At 48.2% G+C, this 20,747-nt stretch carries 13 protein-coding genes; 7 read left to right on the top strand and 6 right to left on the bottom strand.

Annotation, left to right across the window (positions count from 1 at the left end):
• Nucleotides 1-281 precede the first annotated feature (281 nt).
• The gene (locus NG796_RS02975) at nt 282-1,160 is read left to right on the top strand and encodes a DUF4384 domain-containing protein (protein WP_261204434.1); all 879 of its coding nucleotides are present in this window, start codon (nt 282-284) and stop codon (nt 1,158-1,160) included.
• Between the two features lie 114 nt (nt 1,161-1,274).
• Here the strand turns inward: NG796_RS02975 and NG796_RS02980 are convergent, their stop codons facing one another.
• Nucleotides 1,275-1,700 (bottom strand): hypothetical protein, encoded by a 426-nt coding sequence (locus tag NG796_RS02980; RefSeq protein WP_261204435.1) that lies wholly within the window; start codon nt 1,698-1,700, stop codon nt 1,275-1,277.
• Between the two features lie 324 nt (nt 1,701-2,024).
• Here NG796_RS02980 and NG796_RS02985 point away from each other — a divergent pair, with 324 nt between their 5' ends.
• Entirely contained in the window at nt 2,025-5,099 is a 3,075-nt protein-coding gene (locus NG796_RS02985) for a CHAT domain-containing tetratricopeptide repeat protein (RefSeq protein WP_261204436.1), read from the top strand.
• Nucleotides 5,100-5,287: 188 nt separating this feature from the next.
• The gene (locus tag NG796_RS02990) at nt 5,288-6,640 is read left to right on the top strand and encodes an adenylate/guanylate cyclase domain-containing protein (RefSeq protein ID WP_261204437.1); all 1,353 of its coding nucleotides are present in this window, start codon (nt 5,288-5,290) and stop codon (nt 6,638-6,640) included.
• 124 nt (nt 6,641-6,764) lie between these two features.
• Here the strand turns inward: NG796_RS02990 and NG796_RS02995 are convergent, their stop codons facing one another.
• On the bottom strand, nt 6,765-10,667 hold the full coding sequence (locus tag NG796_RS02995; protein WP_261204438.1) for a PAS domain-containing protein: 3,903 nt from the start codon (nt 10,665-10,667) through the stop codon (nt 6,765-6,767).
• Between the two features lie 302 nt (nt 10,668-10,969).
• Nucleotides 10,970-11,761: a class I SAM-dependent methyltransferase gene (locus tag NG796_RS03000; protein ID WP_261204439.1), complete on the bottom strand. Its 792-nt coding sequence runs from the start codon at nt 11,759-11,761 to the stop codon at nt 10,970-10,972.
• A gap of 297 nt (nt 11,762-12,058) precedes the next feature.
• Between NG796_RS03000 and NG796_RS03005 the strand changes: the two genes are divergently transcribed.
• Nucleotides 12,059-15,205 carry a filamentous hemagglutinin N-terminal domain-containing protein gene (locus tag NG796_RS03005; RefSeq protein WP_261204440.1) on the top strand — a complete coding sequence of 1,049 codons (3,147 nt, stop codon included), beginning with the start codon at nt 12,059-12,061 and terminating at the stop codon, nt 15,203-15,205.
• 87 nt (nt 15,206-15,292) lie between these two features.
• On the opposite strand, the gene NG796_RS03010 is transcribed toward NG796_RS03005, so the two are convergent.
• Together NG796_RS03010 and NG796_RS03015 are read right to left on the bottom strand one after the other, a co-directional pair.
• Nucleotides 15,293-16,147 carry a PD-(D/E)XK nuclease family protein gene (locus tag NG796_RS03010; protein ID WP_261204441.1) on the bottom strand — a complete coding sequence of 285 codons (855 nt, stop codon included), beginning with the start codon at nt 16,145-16,147 and terminating at the stop codon, nt 15,293-15,295.
• Nucleotides 16,144-16,728: a PAP/fibrillin family protein gene (locus NG796_RS03015; RefSeq protein ID WP_261204442.1), complete on the bottom strand. Its 585-nt coding sequence runs from the start codon at nt 16,726-16,728 to the stop codon at nt 16,144-16,146. Before NG796_RS03015 ends, NG796_RS03010 begins: the two co-directional genes overlap by 4 nt.
• 404 nt (nt 16,729-17,132) lie before the next feature.
• On the opposite strand from NG796_RS03015, the gene NG796_RS03020 reads away from it, so the two are divergent.
• The 3 genes from NG796_RS03020 to NG796_RS03030 all read left to right on the top strand — a co-directional run bounded on the left by NG796_RS03020 (nt 17,133) and on the right by NG796_RS03030 (nt 19,817).
• Nucleotides 17,133-17,366, top strand: coding sequence for a DUF3134 domain-containing protein (locus NG796_RS03020; RefSeq protein ID WP_261204443.1), 234 nt, complete (start codon nt 17,133-17,135; stop codon nt 17,364-17,366).
• A gap of 287 nt (nt 17,367-17,653) precedes the next feature.
• Nucleotides 17,654-18,736: a phospho-N-acetylmuramoyl-pentapeptide-transferase gene (gene mraY / locus NG796_RS03025; RefSeq protein WP_261204574.1), complete on the top strand. Its 1,083-nt coding sequence runs from the start codon at nt 17,654-17,656 to the stop codon at nt 18,734-18,736.
• 109 nt (nt 18,737-18,845) lie between these two features.
• A complete protein-coding gene (locus NG796_RS03030; RefSeq protein WP_261204444.1) occupies nt 18,846-19,817 on the top strand; it encodes a glycosyltransferase in 972 nt (323 codons plus the stop codon).
• A 107-nt stretch (nt 19,818-19,924) separates the two neighbouring features.
• Here NG796_RS03030 and NG796_RS03035 read toward each other — a convergent pair whose 3' ends face one another.
• Nucleotides 19,925-20,689: an HAD family hydrolase gene (locus NG796_RS03035; protein WP_261204445.1), complete on the bottom strand. Its 765-nt coding sequence runs from the start codon at nt 20,687-20,689 to the stop codon at nt 19,925-19,927.
• Nucleotides 20,690-20,747 lie beyond the last annotated feature (58 nt).

A 20,747-nucleotide genomic window follows, 5' to 3' on the forward strand; every position in this document is an offset into this window, starting at 1 on the left:
ATTCCAAACGGCTATATCCCCATTAAATGGATTGGTAAAATAGAAGTCTAGGGGGAACAAATAAAATCAAATAGTAGGTTTGCGGGTTTTTATAAAATTAATAGATTTTAATAGCGGTAAATCAATTCAAATCCAAGCAAATAAATTCAAATAAAAACAAATAAAAACCGGGATATTTTCCTGATTTAATGAGACATCATCCCCTAACTAGGGTAGAGTAGAAACAGGAATAAACTCGGCCCTTCCAGGGAGGAGCCGATTCACCCCACAGGAGAGATAAAATGATAGCCATTACACCAGCCAACTCTTTACAAGAAAGATTCCTCAACGACTTTGTAGACCAAGTAATTAAGCCGAATGGCAGCGACAGGCAGCGATTATGCTGTCGCTTGCGCTTTTATCCCCTCAACAAACGTAAAAAGAATGCCCGCCTAGCCACAACCATTGAGGATGAACTGAATATTATCTTTCCCAGTACGAATATGCCGGGAACGTTAGGGGAAGTGATTACCAAAATAAAAGACCGATTTGGCGACAAGATGGCAGCGGATGGGATAGCGCTTGACTTGTTGCAAGGAACAATAGGTGGTAAAGAGCAACCTCCCGATTCCAAAGCGCCTTGGGAAATCATTTATCAGTGGTTGTGGGAAATAGAATTTCCTCGACGGGGGTGGGAGTTGGCGAAGGAAATGGCGACTTCTGCGATGGCAGAATTGCAGATGATTGATCCAAAAAAGGTGGACCGGGATTTGGTGGTGAATGTGGCGAAAGCGACGATTCGCAAAGGGGAAGAATATGCATTACTGGTGGATTTCCCGCATCAGGGTCATTTGCTCTTGATTAATCAGGGGGTATCCGGTAAGCGGTATTGCCTTTGTCCGTCTCTGGCATTTTCTGTAGAAACCCAGGTTACGCCGGATAAAAAGCTGCATATTCCTGGTATCAAGGCGTTAGCGAGTTCTTTGCAATATCAGGAGATGGGAAACGAGTATTTCCTGGCAATTCTGACTGAGCATCCGGTCAAGTTATCCTGGGTGAATCCAGATTCTGAACCGGCAGATATTCTCGTCACTGATGAACGATTGCGGGAGATATTTCAGGAGGTGGGACGGCAGTGGAATGCCCGAGTATTTTCTAAGAAATTTGAGGTGGTGGAGTAATTTAGGGGAATGGATAGAATTGGCATCGGTTCCAATTTATAGCGATGGAGTCACCCAAAAAACCGGCGGGTGTTTAAATCTCCGTCGGTTGATGCCACCGTTCCTAACCGCAGATTAGGCAACGAATGTTTTTTCCCGAGATGCAATTAAAGGAGTCAAATCAATGCCTTTCCAATCCTGAATAAATTCACAGATTATTTCCGGAGTAAAGGTTTCCCGGCCTCTAAAAAACTCAAATTGTTTGGTGTGGACATTCAGGAGAAAGTGCAAAATATTACAATGGTCTTTCACCCCAAAGGGACAATCACCCGCTTTCCAGTTATCCACACTGGCAGCATAGTCAGCGATCGCCGTGAGTGCGGGTTTTATCTCGTGATCATGCTGTTGGCACAAATCCAGTAACTCGCATGGGTCCTGGGCAACTTCGCAGAGCAAATGGAGGGCTTCACAAGGAAGAGTGGAACACTGACCTTGAATGGTTTTTAAAGATTTGCAAACCTCTAAAGAGTGGTGAAATTTTTCGAGAGATAAGGGGTTCATGATAATATCTCCTGTTTTTTAAACATTGATGCCCACCCACAGTTCCCATTCATAACCCTTGAGCATCGGGCAATGAATCCAAGGGATAAAATGGGTCACATCCATCAGAGAAAACCCCAGAGGTTGATGCCACTTGCACAATTTTATCCGATGCCTTGATGATTTTTTGGACCTATCGGCGCTCATATTTATCGAGATGCGCCCCTCGGTCCGGAGACAGAGATTTAGGTTAGTCGGGGTTGGATTCGGGAATATTAGACAAGGGAATAGGCCAAATTTTGAGCTAACAGAATATTGGTTTACACAAGTATTGGAGGTTGACTGATGTTTGATAATCTGGTTGAGCAAGTTAGATCCTTGGGTAACAAGGCAGTAAGAGCCTATGAAAACGGTCACTACGAGCAAGGGATTCAATTGGCTCAACAAGCGTGTGAACTGGGAAAATTGGCTTTCGGCACGAATAATCATAACTATGCCACACTCTTGAACAATTTGGCGTCACTGTACTATGCAATGGGGCGGTTGAGCGATGCTGAACCCCTTTACCGGCAAGCAATGGAGATTTTGAGAGTGCAGTTGAGTGAGAATCATCCCAGCTATGCCAGCAGTTTGAACAATTTGGCGGGACTGTACTATGCAATGGGGCGGTTGAGCGATGCTGAATCCCTTTACCGGCAAGCAATGGAGATTTTGAGAGTGCAATTGGGTGAGAATCATCCCAACTATGCCAGCAGTTTGAACAATTTGGCGCTACTGTACAGAGCAATGGGGCGGTTTACGGATGCCGAACCCCTTTACCGACAAGCGATGGAGATTAAGAGAGTGCAGTTGGGTGAGAATCATCCCAGCTATGCTAACAGTTTGAACAATTTGGCGGGACTGTACCAAGACATGGGGCGGTTGAGCGATGCAGAACCCCTTTACCTGCAAGCAATGGAGATTAGGAGAGTGCAGTTGGGTGAGAATCATCCCGACTATGCCAGCAGTTTGAACAATTTGGCGCTACTGTACCAAGACATGGGGCGGTTGAGCGATGCAGAACCCCTTTACCTGCAAGCAATGGAGATTTGGAGAGTGCAGTTGGGTGAGAATCATCCCGACTATGCCACCAGTTTGAACAATTTGGCGGGACTGTACTATGCAATGGGGCGGTTGAGCGATGCAGAACCCCTTTACCTGCAAGCAATGGAGATTTGGAGAGTGCAGTTGGGTGAGAATCATCCCGACTATGCCACCAGTTTGAACAATTTGGCGGGACTGTACCAAAACATGGGGCGGTTGAGCGATGCTGAACCCCTTTACCGGCAAGCGATGGAGATTAGGAGAGTGCAGTTGGGTGAGAATCATCCCGACTATGCCGCTATTTTGCAGAATGTGACTATACTCACGGCGGCAACTGATCGCCCTCAAGAAGCATTCCGACTGATGCAGAAGGCGAACCAAATTCAAAACCGGACCATTGGTGAAATCTTATCTATCAGCAGTGACAGGCAACGCCTGGAATATATGCAGCAAAACTATTGGCAGTTAGAGAGATTTCTCTCTCTAATTACCCAATATTTGCCGGAGAATGTAACGGCGAAACAAGCGGCGTTGGATTTGGTGTTGCGGCGCAAGGGGTTGGCGACGGAGGCGGGTTTGTTGCTGCGATCGCTCATCTTTTCCGGACGTTACCCGCACCTGATGCCGGAATTTGAGAAATTGCGTCAATTGATTCAGCAAGTGAGCTTTTTGACGACCCAGATGCAGAATCAATCTGGGGAACAGTTGTCCGGTTATCGGGCAGAATTGGCAAGGGTCACTCAGGAACGAGAGGAGGTGGAACGATCGCTGAGTCGTCAAATGCCGGAGATGAACCTACAAATGCACTTGAATGATGCCAGTCGGGAGGCGATCGCCCAAGCTCTCCCCGAGGGGTCAACTCTGGTGGAGTTTGTGCGATTTAATGTGATTAATTTCAAGGCAGTGAAAGCGCATGGGGATAAACAACGGTTTCCAGCGCGATATCTGGCGTTTGTGTTGCCCGCAGGAGAGGCGGCAGGGGTGAAAATGATTGATTTAGGGGAAGCGGAGGAGATTGATCGCCTCTGTCAGACATTCCGCGAGTCGGTTTCTAGGAAGGAACAGTCTCACCCAGATCGCGACCTAGTGAGATACTCTAGGAAGGACAACACCCCTGTGGAGAAAGCACCTGACCCGGTTCTCCTTCGGATCTACACCTCCTCGGAAGGGCAGGAATTGTATCAAAAGCTGATTGTCCCCCTGAAACCCTATCTGCAAGACCAGCAGACAGTATATATTGCCCCCGATGGAGAATTGAACACCCTGCCTTTTGGGATTTTGTCCCAGGAGGGAATTGCCTATTTGATGGATGAGTATCGGTTGCGCTATCTGAGTGTAGGGCGAGATTTGTTGCGGTTTGAGTTCCCGATTCCCGTGGACTATACGGACTCGTTAGTGATTGCCAATCCCGATTATAATTTGCAGATGGAGGGGAGTTCGCTACCGCAGAAAACTCCCCAACCGCACCAAGAGGAGGTCTTCAAACCGTTGCCAGGGACGCAAATTGAAGGGGAGTTGATAGCTGAATTATTGGGCGTTCCCCTCTATACAGAAGCCCAGGCGGTGAAATCTTTGCTGTCTCGGTGCCGATCGCCCAAAATTGTCCATATCGCCACTCATGGTTATTTTCTCCCCATTCACCAAACTCCCCCAGACTGGGGAATGTTCCCACAAATTATGGGAAGTGAGACAAAGCCAGGGATGCCGTTATCGGTTCGCAGTCGATACCGGGCAGAGTTCCAGGACCCGATGACGCGAGCCGGTTTAGCCTTGGCTGGGGCGAATACGGCGCGGCAAGGGGGCATTTTACCGGAACTGGCGGAGGAGGGGGTGTTGACGGCACAGGGTGCGTTTCAGGTGGATTTAACCGGGACTCGGTTGGTGGTGCTATCGGCTTGTAATACAGCTTTGGGAGATCAGACCATTGGTGAGGGGGTGCTGGGATTACGACGCTCTTTTATTGTGGCGGGTGCAGAAACCGTGGTGATGAGTCTGTGGAGTGTTCCCGATGTACCCACGGCAATTTTAATGGAACGATTTTATCACAATTTGTTTGAGACGGATTTGGGTCGCACTGAGGCATTGGAGGAGGCACAACGCTATTTACAGCAGATTACTATTGGTAAAATCCGTCCTCAATGGTTAACAGAAGAGGCAATTGATGCGGTGGCACAGCATAGTTATGGCAGTGCGAAACAGTTACAGGAATTAACTACAGAACCGGATGATTTTCAACCCTTTGCTAGAGTTAAATATTGGGCGGCATTTGTTTGTATTGGCAATCCCAGTCCCTTTCCTAAATCCGGATCTCTTTCCCTTCCTTTGACCTCAATTTAAGCCCGAGGTTTGGGTGATTTGTTTCCCGAATCCTGTTGATTTTCCTGTAGAATCCTCCACCTCGAATCGCCGATTCAGGGTCACTTCAAAATAATGCTACACTCAGAGATTAATCACTGGGCGCAAAATGTGGCACACTCAGGAGAACCGATTGGCATTCAAGTCCCTCAACCGGATGGCAAACACCCATGCAGCATGACTTTCTTGAAAACAACCCGGTAGCGTCTCTGCTGACCAAGGTCTTCAAATCTCCCCTCTCTGCCAATGCCTCCCATGATGCTGAATATGAGGCATGGCGGGACCGTTTCATGCGCAAGCGTCTGGATGTGGGTTTGTGGATTGGATTGATGGCGTTTTTGAGTTCCAGTCTGCTACAGGTGAGCAATTGGTTGTTCCGTCCTGGGGCATTTGAGCCGGAATGGTTACGATCGCAGGTGAGCATTGAACTCAGTTTACTGTTATGCCTGTTACTTCAGCATAGCAAATTAGGTCGCCGCTATCCAAGTTTAGTCTTTCTCGCTTTTTATTGGTCGGTCACAATTGTTCCCCAAGTTCAGGATATTTTGTCTGGAGTTGCTCAACCCGATATCTTGGTTTGGACGATTATGTTTTTCGGTCAAGCTACATTTACTCCGGTGCGTTGGTATCTCCATCTTGTGGCACAATTGGGGGTGTTTTTATACTTTTTTGGGGTGAATACTGCATTGGGTGTTACCTTAAGTAGCCCGGGTTGGTTAGATCCCCCTGTTGTAATTTTATATTTCTTTTGGGTCTGTTTCATTGGTAATTTGTCTGTTTATTTATATGAACAATTACAAAAAGCAGAGTTTAAAGCCCGCTGGGATTTAGAAGAGGCTTATGCTCAACTGGAAGAAGAACAAAAATTGTCGGAAAGTTTATTATTAAATGTTTTACCTCATTCCATTGCGACTCGGTTGAAACAAAACCCCAAAAATTTGGCGGATAGTTATACCAATGTTTCAGTTTTGTTTGCGGATATTGTCGGGTTTACGGAACTTTCTTCCCATATTTCCCCCTGGGAATTAGTGGAATTACTCAATCAAATTTTCTCGGAGTTTGATGCTTTGGCAGAGTTGCATCAATTGGAGAAAATTAAAACAATAGGGGATGCTTATATGGTCGTTTCAGGATTACCCGAACCTCGGGATGATCATGCTCAAGCTATTGCGGATATGGCGTTAGATATGCAACGGGCGATCGCCACATTTAATCAGAAAACTGGGCAGAATTTTCGCATCCGTATTGGCATCGCTACGGGTCCAGTGATTGCCGGAGTAATTGGCATTAAAAAATTTATTTATGATTTATGGGGAGATACGGTGAATCTGGCCTCAAGAATGGAATCTCACGGGATTCCAGGGGCGATTCAAGTCACTCGGGAAACCTATCAGTTTTTAAAAGGGGAGTATCTATTTCAGGAACGGGGAAAAGTATTGATTAAGGGTAAGGGAGAAATGACGACTTATTTATTAATGGGGAAAAATCCAGGGGATATTGAGGATGAAAAGTCACAGAATTAAAAAGTATGATACCCAATCGGGTTATCTCTCTTAGCGGGCTTAGGCAGGCTTTGTCCGTATGTCTCCGGGCTTGAACCTGCGGGTTTTTGTTTTTAGAAACCTTTAAAACTCCGATTCCGCCTGATTATTTTTTCCTCAGTTGTCCGACAACTTCTATCAAATGTCTGGGGTCAATAGGTTTAGGAATATGCATCTGAAATCCAGCGGCGAGGGCGAGAATACGGTCCTCAGTGCGAGTATAAGCGGTGAGGGCGGCAGCGGGAATTTTTCCGCCTTGTTCTGGGGGTAAGGTGCGGATTTGGCGAATTAAGCTATAGCCATCTTCTCCGGGCATTCCGATATCACTAAGCAGAATTTGCGGTTGCATTTTTTGGATTAAAGCGATCGCCTCGGCAGTGGAGGCAGCGGCAAAAACTTCAGCCCCATATTGTTCTAAAGCGGTGATTAAAAACTCCCGAGTATCAAATTCATCATCCACGACTAAGATTTTTAACCCGGCGAGTTCTGAGAAGGATTGATCGCATTCCACCGATGACGACTCTAAACCTTGTTCCTCTATCCCCTCACTTGTATCCTGTAAACGGGGAAGTTGGACCACAAAGGTAGACCCTTTTCCCAGTCCCGGACTCTGAGCAAAAATCTGGCCGCCATGCAGTTCGACGAGGTTGCGGACGATCGCCAACCCCAATCCTAATCCCCCATGAGATCGCGTGGTTTTACTATCCGCCTGCCGAAACCGTTCAAACATATAAGGGAGAAATTCCGGTTCGATGCCGATTCCCGTATCACTAATCCGGATTTGTATTGAGTTTTCCACCCGTTCTAAACAAATCTCCACGCGTCCGCCTTCTGGCGTGAATTTTACGGCATTGGAGAGCAGATTCCAGATGACTTGTTGGAGGCGATCGCCATCTCCGGAAACCAATCCCACTCCTGGATCAAGGGTAGTTATAAGCTTGATTTTTTTAATCTCTGCGGTAGGACGCACGGTATTGATCGCGGCTTCGATCGCCGGGGTTAATTGCAACGGACGCAGGTAGAGGCGAATTTTGCCGCGAATGATGCGTGAAATGTCCAGGAGGTCTTCAATTAACTGGGTTTGCATTTCGGCATTGCGTTCGATGGATTCCAGGGCCTGAGCCATTTTTTCCGGGTTGAGTTTGCGGCGACGCAGCAGGCGAGACCAGCCTAAAATCGCATTTAAGGGCGATCGCAACTCGTGTGAGACAATTGCCAAAAATTCGTCTTTCATGCGACTGGCGGCTTCTGCTTGCCTCCGGGCTTCTTGTTCGCGCAAGAGCAACTCCTCGCGCTGGCGTTCGGCTAACTTGCGATCGCTAATATCGTAGAACATCACGACCCCTGCGACAATTCGTCCCGCTAAATTTTTCACGGGTTTAGCACTCAGGCACAAAATCTGAGAGTGCCCATTAGTCAGGGGAATTTCGATTTCGTCATCAATGATCGTCTCACCCAAGGTAATGGCGCGAGACATGGGTAATTCTTGTTGATGATAGGGTCGTCCATCAGGATGAATGCCTTGGAACAAGCGGTCCTCTTCTAAATTTTTGTCTTCGGCGATCGCACCTATCAAAATCGCTTGCGCTTGTTTGTTACTCAGCAGAACTTTCCCAGAAGGGGCTTCAGCAACGATCGCACCAGCGGGCATTTGTTGCAGGACTGCTTTTAACAGTTGTTGCTCAAATTCTAATTGTTTGAGCAGGCGATCGCGTTCTTCTTCTGCCTTTTTCCGTTCCGTGATATCCAGCAGCACTCCCCCCATCCGAACTGCAGTCCCCTTGTCATCGTAAAAGGCTCGACCTTTGGCGGCAATCCACCGCAGGGATTCGTCCGTTCGGATAATTCGATACTCGATGTCATAATCTGCCTGATCGTTAATCGCACGTTGTACCGCCCGATTTACCCGGTCCCGGTCCTCGGGATGCAAACATTGAACGAACCGAGCATATTTAATCACCGTCGAGGGTAGGTCCAGTCCAAAGATTTCAAAACATCGCAGGGATACGGAAATGTTTTGCGACTCCAAATCGTAATCCCACAAGCCTAATTTGGCCGATTCCAAAGCGAGTCGTAGTCGTTCCTGGTTCCGCTCAGATGTAGCCTGGGCTATTTTATATTCTGTGATATCACGACTGAGAGATAAGACCGATTCTACTCGGCCATCCCGATCAAATTCCGGAACTAAGCGAGACTGATAAGAGCGCGTCAACCCGTTGACATCAATTAAGTCCCCTTCAATTTCCCCTTCCTGTCCGGTGGCAAAGACTTGGGCAATTGCCCCTTGGCACTCAGGCGACAAGATTCCGGGAACGGCGAGTTCTGGGTTACTGGTGCGAAGAAACTCTTCAGGCGATCGCCCCAGCACTCGTGAGATGGCTCGGTTTACATACAAAGGACGCATTTTTCGGTCCAACCGAGCAATAATATCGGGTGAATTTTCAGCCAAGGCTGTAAATTCTCGTTCCCGTCGGTAGAGTTCATTTTCAACTTGTTTGCGTTCGCTAATATCGTGCCAGGTTGCTAGAAATCCATCTCCAAATGCCACCCCTCGGATATCAAAGGCTTTCGGACGTCCTGTGGCGGTAGTGAGTTGTTCGTTTACAAAGGAATCTTTGACCAAGGGTTTTCTGGTTTCAACCACTTGGCAATATTCGTCAAAGAGTCCGCTGGTTCGGTATCCGGGAAATAAATCGCAAACTCTTTTCCCGATTTGTTCTTCCCGAGATAATCCATTGCTGGTACAGGCTGCGGCATTGACATATTCAATGCGAAAGTCTATAATTTCCCCCGATTCATCTCGCACGGATGTATAGATTCCAAAACAGTCTAAGAGGTTTTCTACCGAAGTTCGGAAAAGTTCTTCTCGTTGTTGTAATTCGGTTTCGGTTTTTTTGCGATCGCTGATATCGATAGTGGTCCCAATCACCCGAACTGCTTTCCCGGATTCATCCCGCAGAATTCCCCCGCGATCGGATACATTCAAATATCGGCCATCTTGATGCCGAATGCGGTATTCTATATCAAACCGAGTATGTTCTTCTAATGCCTTCTGCATGGCAAGAAAAGCCGGTTCTAAGTCATCGGGATGGATTAGAGAAAGCCACCAGGTAGTATCTTGTCCCTCCTCGGCTAAGGGATAGCCTAAGAATTGGCTGAGGCTTTCACTGCGAACCACCTGCTGACTTTCTAAATTCCAGTCATAAATCACACAATTGACCGCCGTTGAAGCCCGTTGATACCGCTCATTGGCGTATAAAAACTCCTGTTCTATCTGCTTGCGTTCGGTGATATCTTCAACGATTCCCGCAACTCGATACACCTCTCCTGTGCGATTATCGCGAATGGGAAACGCCCGCGATCGCACCCAACGAATGGTTCCATTGGGATGAATCGTGCGATATTCTTCATGATATTCCCCGCTTGACTGTTTGGCTAAGGCGGTTCTGACGCGATCGCGGTCCTCGGGATGCACTCCTTCCAAAAATGACGAGGGTTGCTGATAGAGACTCTCTAGCGATCGCCCCCACATCTGTTCATATTGAGGACTGACATAAAATACTTCCGTTTTCTGGATGTCCGTCATCCAGATCAGGCGATCAATATTTTCAGCAATTTGTCGGAATTGTTCCTGGGTATTTTCTAACCCCTGCGCATATAATTCCGCCTTTTGTCGGGAGTTGTACAGTGCCGAAATCAGCAAACTAAGGGCGAATCCTTCTATCAGAAATACCCCCAAAGCTAAAGTTTGACCGGGGTTATGTTGTCCGAACGAATAAAACGGCACCAAAAAGAAATATTCCCCGCAAGCAGCAGCTAAAAGGGTAGCTAGTAATCCCGCCTGAAGTCCTCCATACCACGCACTCACCGCCACCGTCGCGCTAAACAACAAAAACGGGTTGTTTGTCATGAGTTCTGAAGAAATTAATAACTTCAGGATCAAAGACACGACTACCGCTGCCACAGCAAAACTATAGCGCCGAATCCGGGAGCGTGATGGTTCCAACATTGATTTCCTCGCTAGGGGGACACGAGCCTTGTGAATTAAGACCCCATGATTGCTTTCGCTAGATTACTCTCTCCATAGGGGACCGCGTGATCAAATCGAGAGCAATCTTTCACAACAGGAGTGACCGGAGTTAAGTCCCCATTGCCACCTGCCTACTGTGGCAATTATAGCGGTTTTCCTCCCCTCTAGGACTGACTCCGACTCAGAGTTTCCTCGGGATAAACTGGGGGATCAGTGCCAGGTTTCTGCTTCCCCTGGGCAAACTGGCTTTTCATCTCATCAATCCTACCTCCTGCGTCATCCTAAATCCCTCCACAACTTCCCCCAAAAACCGCTAGTCCATAGTGTTTCCAAGGGATAGCTACCGTGGCAAAATCGGCAGATTTCAACAGATCTACCTGTTCTAACACCGTTGCCAAGCGATCGGGACCCGAGTAGCCTTGGGGAATGGATTTACCACATTTAGCCCGCACATTTTCCAGACTGATTCCCTGTGCCTTGACCCCCTCCTCTCTGACTGCCTGATAAATCGCCTCTAATGCTGAAGTTTCTGATAATACGGGGTCAGCATTCCAAAAACATCCCCCTGGGGACAGATTTTGCCGAACCCATTTAAACAGCTTTAATTTGACCGGATCGCTAAGATGATGAATGGCTAACGAAGAGGCACAGACATCAAACCCCTGATGCGGTGCAATTCGCACATTTAAGCTTGCCAAATTTCCAAAATCCGCCTCGATCCAACGCACCCGTTCCCCATAGCCTGCCGCTTCAATTTTATCCTGACACCTGTTCAACATTCGCGGGGAATAATCTACCGCCACTAACTCCGCCTCCGGACAATGAGCTAACAGTTTAAGGCTCAGTTCTCCGGTCCCACACCCGAGTTCTAAAATATGTTTACTGGTAATAGGAATGCAGCGCAGTAACGCCGCCAATAAATCATCATAAATCGGTAATAATTGGCGAATGCCCGTATCAAAATCAGCCACATTTGCAAAAACTTCCCCGGGATAAATTTCCGGTCGGGAGTCCCGGGGTTCTAAACTAGCCTCACTCGGGTTTTCTTCAGAAAGGGGAATTTCAGAATTCATCAAAGGTTTCCTACTTATAAAGTTAGATGATTCTACTAATATTATCATGATTCTGACCGGGTTCCGGGTGTTGCCTGGGGGTGGTGTCCTCACATCTGGCTCACACTCTTTAGGTCAGAATGCTTTAGGGTCGCTCTAGCACCACATCAGCACCAAAAACCTGGTGTCAGTCCTCCCTGGAATTGGAGCGTTGACTAGGGTTCTAGCCACCCCCCAAAATATGCACTATTTTTACAGTTTATCCCCAACTTGTGATACGCTAGAGTGTAATATCCGGCCTGTCACTTTTGTGTCAAAATGTTGTCTCTAATTCGGCAGGTTAAACCCAACCCCCCCTGGCAAATCCCCTGGTTGCTTTTACCCTTTTCCCTTGGTCTACTTGCCTATCCCAGCAGCGCTCAAATTGTTCCCGATACCACCCTTCCCATCAATACTATCGTCACCCCAGAGGGCGATCGCCTGGTGATTACGGGGGGTACTCCTGCCGGGTCCAATCTCTTCCATAGTTTGCGGGAATTTAGCGTGCCAACTGGGGGGACCGCCTATTTTAATCAAGACAGTACCTTTCAAAATATCTTCACCCGAATTACGGGAATTAACCCCTCGAATATCGATGGAATTCTTCAAGCCAATGGCAGGGCTAATCTATTTTTATTAAACCCTAATGGAATCCTATTCGGGGCGAATGCTCAATTAAATATAGGAGGTTCATTTGTTGCCAGTGCCGGGGACCGGATCCAATTTAGCGATCGCACCGAATTTCCCGCCCATCCCGGAGATACCTCCCCGTTATTAACCGTGAGTTCCCCCCTGGGATTGCAACGGGGAAACAACCCGGGAAACATTACCCTCAATGGGACTCGCCTAGAAGTCCCCACCGGACAACAGTTAGCCTTAGTCGGGGACAACTTGGCGATATCCGGTGCACAACTGACCGCACCCAGTGGTACAATTGACCTCACTGCCCAAATGATCGCCCTTTCATCCCGTGCTTTGGTCGATGTGAGTGGAGAAGCGGGAGGACAAATCCGCATCGCCAGTCGCGAACTCACCCTCACCGACCAATCCCAAATTTTAGCCGATACCTTGGGGAACGGAAGCGGCAGAGGCATCGAAATTACCACAGACCGCCTGCAAGTGAGCGATCACGCCTTGATTTCTGCCTCTACCTTTGGCTGGGGCACCGGAGGCCAACTCACCATCCAGGCCACCGATGCAGTAGTCATGACCGGGGATAACAGTTTTAACCAAACCCTTGATCGCCTATTTAACCAACAAATCAAGCGTCCCGAAGACATCGGAACCGGCATCTTTTCTCTCACCTTTGGTCCCGGGAATGGAGGCAATCTCACGCTTCATACCCCCTCTTTACAACTCACCGACTCCGCCTTTATGTCTACCGCCACCTTTGGCGATGGCAAGGGAGGCAATATGACCGTTAACAGTGGCAGGGTCCACCTCGTTGAATCCGAACTGTTTGCCGATAATTTAGGGAATGGGGATGCCGGGGATCTCACCCTGACAGCACAAACCCTCACCCTTGAAAATGGCGGGGCGATCGCCGCCTCGACCTTTGGTGCAGGTCTAGGAGGAACCATTACTCTCACAGTATCGGACTCCATCGAGGCAGGGGGAACCAGTTCCGTAGGGGGGTTTAACAGTGGCATCTTTGCTAGTGCTTACGTCAACGCCACTCAACCTGCCGGACATATCCAGATTGAAACCGGGCGACTTAGCGTTCGTGAGGGCGCGCAGATTGCGGCCACCACCTACGCCCTCGTTCCCGGGGGAATCATCACCGTAACAGCCTCAGAAATAGAGGTCAGCGGCGGCAGTGCCGATGGCAAATATCTCAGCACGATCGAAACCCAAACTCAAGCTGGGGGACGGGCGGGCAATTTGACCCTCAACACGCGATCGCTGATTGTGAGAGATGGGGCACTCATCTCTACCTCAACTTTGGGAACCGGCGACGGAGGCAACCTGACGATTCAAGCCACGGACTTTGTAGAACTCATCGGCAGTGGAACCTTTAATTTAGCCCAAGCGGTTGTAGAAGAACGATTTGAAGCCGATCAAATTCAGGATGGATTATTTACGGCAAGTTCCGGTTCCGGTAACGCGGGTACTCTCACTTTAGAAACGGGGAGACTCAACCTGAGCAACGGCGCTCACATCGCCACCAGTACCCTCACTCAGGGAACTGGGGGAACGCTGAGGGTCCGCGCTAGGGATCTGATGTCTCTCCAAGGCGCTTATTTACTCACGGGAACTGCCGGTAGTGGTCAAGCCGGTGATATCTTTATTGATACAGGTGACTTACGCTTACGAGACCAAGCAGACATCATCGCTTCCACGATCGCCTCGGGTTCTGGGGGAAATATTCAGATCAACGCCTCGGAGTCCGTCCAACTCCAAAACCAATCCTTGATCATTTCCACCAGTGAAGGTTCGGGAAGTGCTGGATATGTGCAAATTCAAACAGGTCAATTAAGCCTCCAAAATCAATCCCTTGTTTCCACTATTGCCGCAGGTGAGGGAAATGCAGGGTTTTTGGGAATTGCCGCATCCGCATCCGTGGAACTGCAAGACCAAAGTGCCTTGGAAACCTCTACTCAAGGAATGGGTGATGCCGGATTCTTGCAAATTGATACCCGATCGCTGATCCTCGAAAATAGTGGCATTACCGTCAGCGCGCAAGGGACGGGGGAGGCCGGTAATCTGAACATTGCCAGTGAACTCTTGAGTCTGAAGAATGGGGTTTTGTTGGGAATTGCCGCCTCCGGTCGAGGGGGTAATGTTCAATTACAGGTAAACGATCTCCTGACTGTACGACAAGGGTCTGCTATTTCCGCTGAAGCCCTAGGAACTGGAGATGGGGGCAATGTGGCCGTCATCACCGATGCGATCGCCTTACTGGAAAATAGTCGAATTAGAGCCAATGCCGTACAAGGCAGGGGGGGGAACATCCAAATCTTCACCCAAGCCCTGTTTGAGAGCCCCGAGAGTCAAATTAGCGCCAGTTCTAGCCAAGGTATCGATGGAGTGGTCTCAGTCAAAACCCCGGATCTCCAACCGACCCAAGGGTTAATTGCTCTCCCTTCAGAAATGCTCAACCTGGCAAATCTGGTCTTTGAGGGCTGTGGTACTAAGAGGGCCTCGGAAAGTGAGTTTATTGTTACAGGACGCGGAGGATTACCCCCCACTCCGACGGACCCCTTCAATGGCGATCGCATCCTGGAGGACTTAGGAACCCTCGAAAGCGATTCGGATTTAACTTCCCAGGGGTTCAGCCGTACCCCGATTCCCCGGACTCCTCCCTTAGTCGAGGCCAATACTTGGGCGATCGCCCCCAATGGTCAACTCATTCTCACTACGGCACCGACTCCCACTCCCCCCGGCGATCGCTGGGATACTCCTGGAACTTGTCATTCCCGATCCTAAAAGGGTGATGAACGGTTCGCTATTGAAACCGCCTAACCCTAGGGAACAAGGCTGATTTCGTGATCATTTTCCAGTTTCCCGGTAGGATTAGAGTTCTACTTCTTCAATCTCAGCCAAAGCCGTCAGGCGATCGCCCTGATTGACCCGGGACCCAGAATCGCTGCCACGCTGACAGCGAGTGAGAAAGGGACAAGGGTAACAGACTCCCTCCGTTACCGCAACTTGGGGAAATGGCTTCCGGCTTTCATAGTCTTGAGTCCAGGTTTTTAACTGATTTAACAAGTGAGTGAGATGTTGGGCCGTTTCTTGATGTTTGGCGCGATTGTAGTAGAACGTCCAAGACTCGCACTTAGACGGGCGATCAGCCCCCGTTTCGGCAGATTGCACAAACCAATAGGTCATCGTAATATCTTCCGGTGCATAATCGCTAGTTTCCGCTAACACAAACGGATACAAGCGCGTTTGCCAGTTCTCGGCTAGGGTGCGGTCTTTTTTGGGCAGAGGATAGGTTTTCCAATCCAAGATTTGAGCGCCGGTGGCATCGGCAATGATTAAATCATAAATAACCGTGAATAAATACCCTTGATAATTCATAATGCGCCGATGTTCCGCTGCCCGAAATTGGCGATTTTCAGGGGACTCCGGTTGAAATAGGTCAGGTGCAGCCTCCAGTAACCCCGTATAACACCGTTGCATCTGTTCATCCGCTTGCAACAACAGATCCACAGGTAACCCGAGTTCCCGTTGCTGCATTAACAGGTGAAACCGACTCCCCCAGAGCATTTTTTCTCGTTGGTCCGGGGTGACGGGGGAAGAGAGATGTTCGAGATAAGTATATTGAAACTTGCGCGGGCAAGTTTGCAGCATATTCAGTTGGCCTTGGGAGAGGCGATTTTGGCTCGTGATGGGAAAATCTTCTCGGGTGGCGTTGGTCGTCATCATGATTGGGTTAATACAAAAACACTATCTTTATTTCCTCTTCCAATCCGTAAGTCGCGATCGAGATAGGTGATATCTAACCACCCTTGTTGTTCTCCGGTGGGAATTTGGAAATCCAGGGCGAGAAATTTTTTGCCCGTTTCAATTTGGTTAATGAAGGCGTCAGGGGATTGATACCCAATTAGACTCTGCAATCCGGCAACAGCTCGCTCAAATTTTACCTCAACTCGCCGCTCAGAAACCGCTTCAAATCGAGCCGCTACGCTGACTAAACTATCTAAGTAGGGCAATCCAGAAATTTCGGCAATATTATAAATTTTGCCTTGAGTGGGACGCACACATTGATAAATTTGGCCTAAACTTGCTAGGGGAAAGCGATCGAGACGGAGGAGTTCCTCGCTAGTGGTGTACAGCAGTCGCCAATTTCCCGCTAAGAGATCCGTCGCTTCCACAGGACGGGGGGTGGGGTTGCGGTCCTCCAGTTGGGAAACCGCTGCGAGAATGGCTTGTTTTTGGGAGGGGGTGGCGAGTATTCCGCGATTTTTCCCGGCGATCGCCTCTAATAATTCCGTTTTACCAATCATTCAGACTTCCTCAAGTTCAACTCAGCAGCTTCTACCATTATGGCGGCGATTCTGTTGCGAATGCAGGGGATATTAATTAGACTTCTTACAAAATTCTAAAAAGCCGATTGGCGTTTTTAACCGGGGTTGGGGGGATCAAGCCGGATTTGGGTAAGAGGTCTATTCTTTCTCTCTCCAAAACCGGGGGAATGACTCGATTTCCGATAAAATTATCAAGGGGTACTGTTGCGGGTCAGCCGGTCGTCTCTGCTTCCCAGAAGCTGTGGACAAGGGTTGACAAGGGTCTACACTGCCGGAGTCTCCACCCTTCTGAATAGGAAGGGAACACTCCCCAGAACACCCCCTACCCACACAGTTTGCCCAATCTCGTTAAGTTTGAGCGACTTTACTTTCAGGAGTTTTAGATGTACAACCCGTCTCTACGCGAAGAATCTCGTTATAAAATTGCTGATGTGATTCCTTTGCAACAAGAAACGTCTATCCTTGATTGGCTAGAATCCAATGGTCGCTTGATTGCCCGGGAAGAAAAAGAGAATGAGTATGCCATTGATGAAGAAGAAATTGCTGCACTCATGTCTGTGGAAGATAACACCTACGATGACGATGATGATGACAATGAGTTAGTCGAGGAAGACTAAACTTCTCCGGTGTTTTGATGGAGAGGAAGAGACCTAACCCCCCAACCCCCTTCCCTTGTAGGGAAGGGGAAGCCGGAAAAGCCCTTGGCGCAAGAAAAAGGGGAGCATCAAAGCCCCTCCCCTCGTAGGGGAGGGGTTTGGGGAGAGGTCTCTTGGCGTACAACCTTCCTGTTGGAACCTGTTTTTCGGTTTTGAAGCATTTTAATCAAGATTCACCGGAGAAGCGATCGCCGAGCTTGGAGTAACAGTCTGTGTGGAGTGAGGATATTAAATCAGTGGACGCAAAAATGCGATCGGTTCAGTGGTTGAACCTGTCAGGAACTCGTTTATTTTGGCTCTTAACCGTTGCCGTGACTGGGGCATCGCTCATCCTGGATGGGTTGAGTGGGAGAATCGCCAATTTCGGTGAAACCTTGACCCTACCCCTGTTTATCTGTACTTTGGCAACTGTTGCGGTTGGGTACTGGGTGGTTCCCGCCCTGCAACGCCTCAAAACTGGACAAGTGATTCGAGAGGATGGTCCTCAAAGTCATTTGAAAAAAGCAGGCACTCCAACAATGGGCGGGGTGTTTTTTATTCCCGTGGCAACCCTGGTGGCACTGATTTGGTCGGAGTTTGCACCGGAGGCGATCGCGGCGATCGCTCTCACCCTCAGTTATGGGTTTATTGGGTGGTTGGATGACTGGCAAATTCTCCGGCGCAAGTCGAATAAAGGCATTTCTCCAAAAATGAAATTGGCCTTACAATTCGGTTTCGGCGCTCTCTTTTGTTTGGGATTAGCCTTAACTCAACCCTCAACCATTACTACAATTACTCTCCCCTTTGGCATCATTTTACCCCTAGGTTTCTTCTTCTGGGTCCTAGCCGAATTCGTCCTGGTTGCGGAAAGTAATGCGACAAATTTAACCGATGGCGTGGATGGACTGATGGGAGGAACTGGGGCAGTTGCCTTTCTAGGATTAGGTGCGTTAGTCGCCCCCACCCATCCTAGTTTAGCAATTTTCTGTGCCTGCATTAGTGGTAGCTGTCTGGGTTTTGTCGCCTATAATCGCAACCCAGCGCGAGTCTTTATGGGGGATACGGGTTCCCTTGCCTTGGGCGGAGCCTTAGCTGCTGTTGCCCTTACCAGTGATAGTCTTTGGGCTTTATTTATCATCAGTGGACTATTCTTTGTGGAATCCCTCTCGGTGATTGCCCAGGTACTTTATTATAAAGCCACCAAAGGACCGGATGGGGTTGGCAAACGGTTATTTAAAATGGCTCCAATTCATCATCATTTAGAACTGAGTGGCTGGTCAGAATTACAAATCGTCGCTACATTTTATATGATTTGTGGAGTTCTGGCTATCCTCGGTCTGACATTAGGTTAATTCCTGTTCTGCATCGGCGGAATAACTCCCCTGCAATGGCGCACAATTGTGCGCCATTGTCATTTAAAATCATTTAAAATTAGTTAAAATTATTCTATTATAAATTCTGATGAACCCTCAACCTATATCCCAACCGATGCCTCCCTCATTTTTGCCCCAGGTATCCGTCGTGGTGCCGATTTATAATGGCGAAAAAGATTTACCAGACTTGATAGACTGCCTGCGATCGCAAACCTATCCCCCGGAGAAAGTAGAGTATATTCTGGTGGATAATAATAGCAGCGATCGCACCCCAACTCTCCTACAAAATGCAGTTCAAAACAGCCCAGAAATTACCCTGCGTCCCTTAAGCGAACCGCAAATCCAAAGTTCCTACGCCGCCCGTAATATCGGAATCCGCACTGCCACAGGGGAATTCATCGCTTTTACCGATGCCGATTGTCGTCCCGAACCTAACTGGTTATTTTCCTTAATTCAGCCCTTTGTTAACCCCCAAATTGGCATTGTCGTCGGAGAAATTGCTGCCTTGCCGGGAAATAACATTTTGGAACAATATGCGGAACGGGAAGAAACCCTCTCTCAAAAACATACCTTAGCACATCCCTTTTGTCCCTATGGACAAACTGCTAATTTGGGTATTCGCCGGTCTATTTTTAGCGAAATCGGGCTATTTCGTAGTTATCTAACAACCGGCGGGGATGCGGATATCTGCTGGCGAATTCTTAAAGAAACCGAATGGAAATTAGAATTTGCCCCAACTGCGATCGTTAAACATCGCCATCGGACCACCTTGAAAGCATTACAAAGTCAATGGCGCAGATATGGCAAATCTAATCGTTACTTACATGAACTCCACGGGATTGATTTGATGAGAGAACTTGACCAACGGGAATATCTGTATCGATTAACTCGCTGGGTTTTAAAAGAGTTACCCCTAAATACCTTAAAAGCAATTACCAAAAAAGCCACCCTAGCGGATATCCTCTCGACTCCCATCGGATTACTCTGTATTCAAGCGCGATCGCAAGGTCAACGAGAAGCTAAACTATCAGAAACTGCCCGAAACATTGATTCCCTTTAACCCATTTTTGGAGGCGATTCTCGAATCGCCCCTCCCTTCTTTACAATTATTCGTCGTAACGACTTCCGTTGTTTCTGATTGCGCGTGCTGCTAACGAGACAAAACACTTACCCCCTCTGATGCAACTGTCGCGCCAATGCCAAATCAAAATAAGTCGCCTCACCCACATTCCCCGATAAAACCGTGAAGGGTTCATCGGGTTCCCCGAGAGAATTGAGGACCAATTCTGCCCCGGAAAAATCTTGATTGCGAGTATAATTATTAACCGTAATTACTGTTTTTAACCCCGCAGCTTGAGCCGCTAATAAACCTTGATGAGAATCCTCGATCGCCAAGCAATCCTCTGGTTGTAAACTTAAAGCTTGGAGTGCATATTGGTAGACATCTGGTTCCGGTTTTTTAACCCGCACCATATCTCCCGCAGCAATCACTTCAAACCAACTCGGACCATCCGGCGCGATCGCACTTTTTAACAACGCCTCTACATTATGGGGATCAGAAGTCGTGGCGATCGCCAAACGCACTCCCTCCCGTTTTGCTTCCTGGATTAACCGCATCACCCCAGGACGTAAGGGAATTCTATCCACCACCAATTGACCAAAATACTTATTTTTAATCTCATGCAGCGTGATAACAAACTGATCTAAATCCTGATTAGGAATCGGAAAATCGGACTGATACTGCTGCACATAATGGCGGATGCGTTCCTTCCCTCCACCAATTTCTAGTAATTCTCCATACAACTCTACCGACCACTCCCAATCTAATCCCGCCTCCAAAAATGCTTGGTTAAACGCGGGACGATGAGCATCTCGTTCAGTTTCAGCCAGAGTCCCATCTACATCAAAAATCAAAGCCCGAAGTTCACTCATCACCCATCCCTTTAAAAACATTTAACCACAGATTACCCTAACTTCCCTTGAATTAATC

This window comes from Laspinema sp. D2d, assembly GCF_025370755.1.
Taxonomy (GTDB): Bacteria; Cyanobacteriota; Cyanobacteriia; order Cyanobacteriales; family Laspinemataceae; genus Laspinema.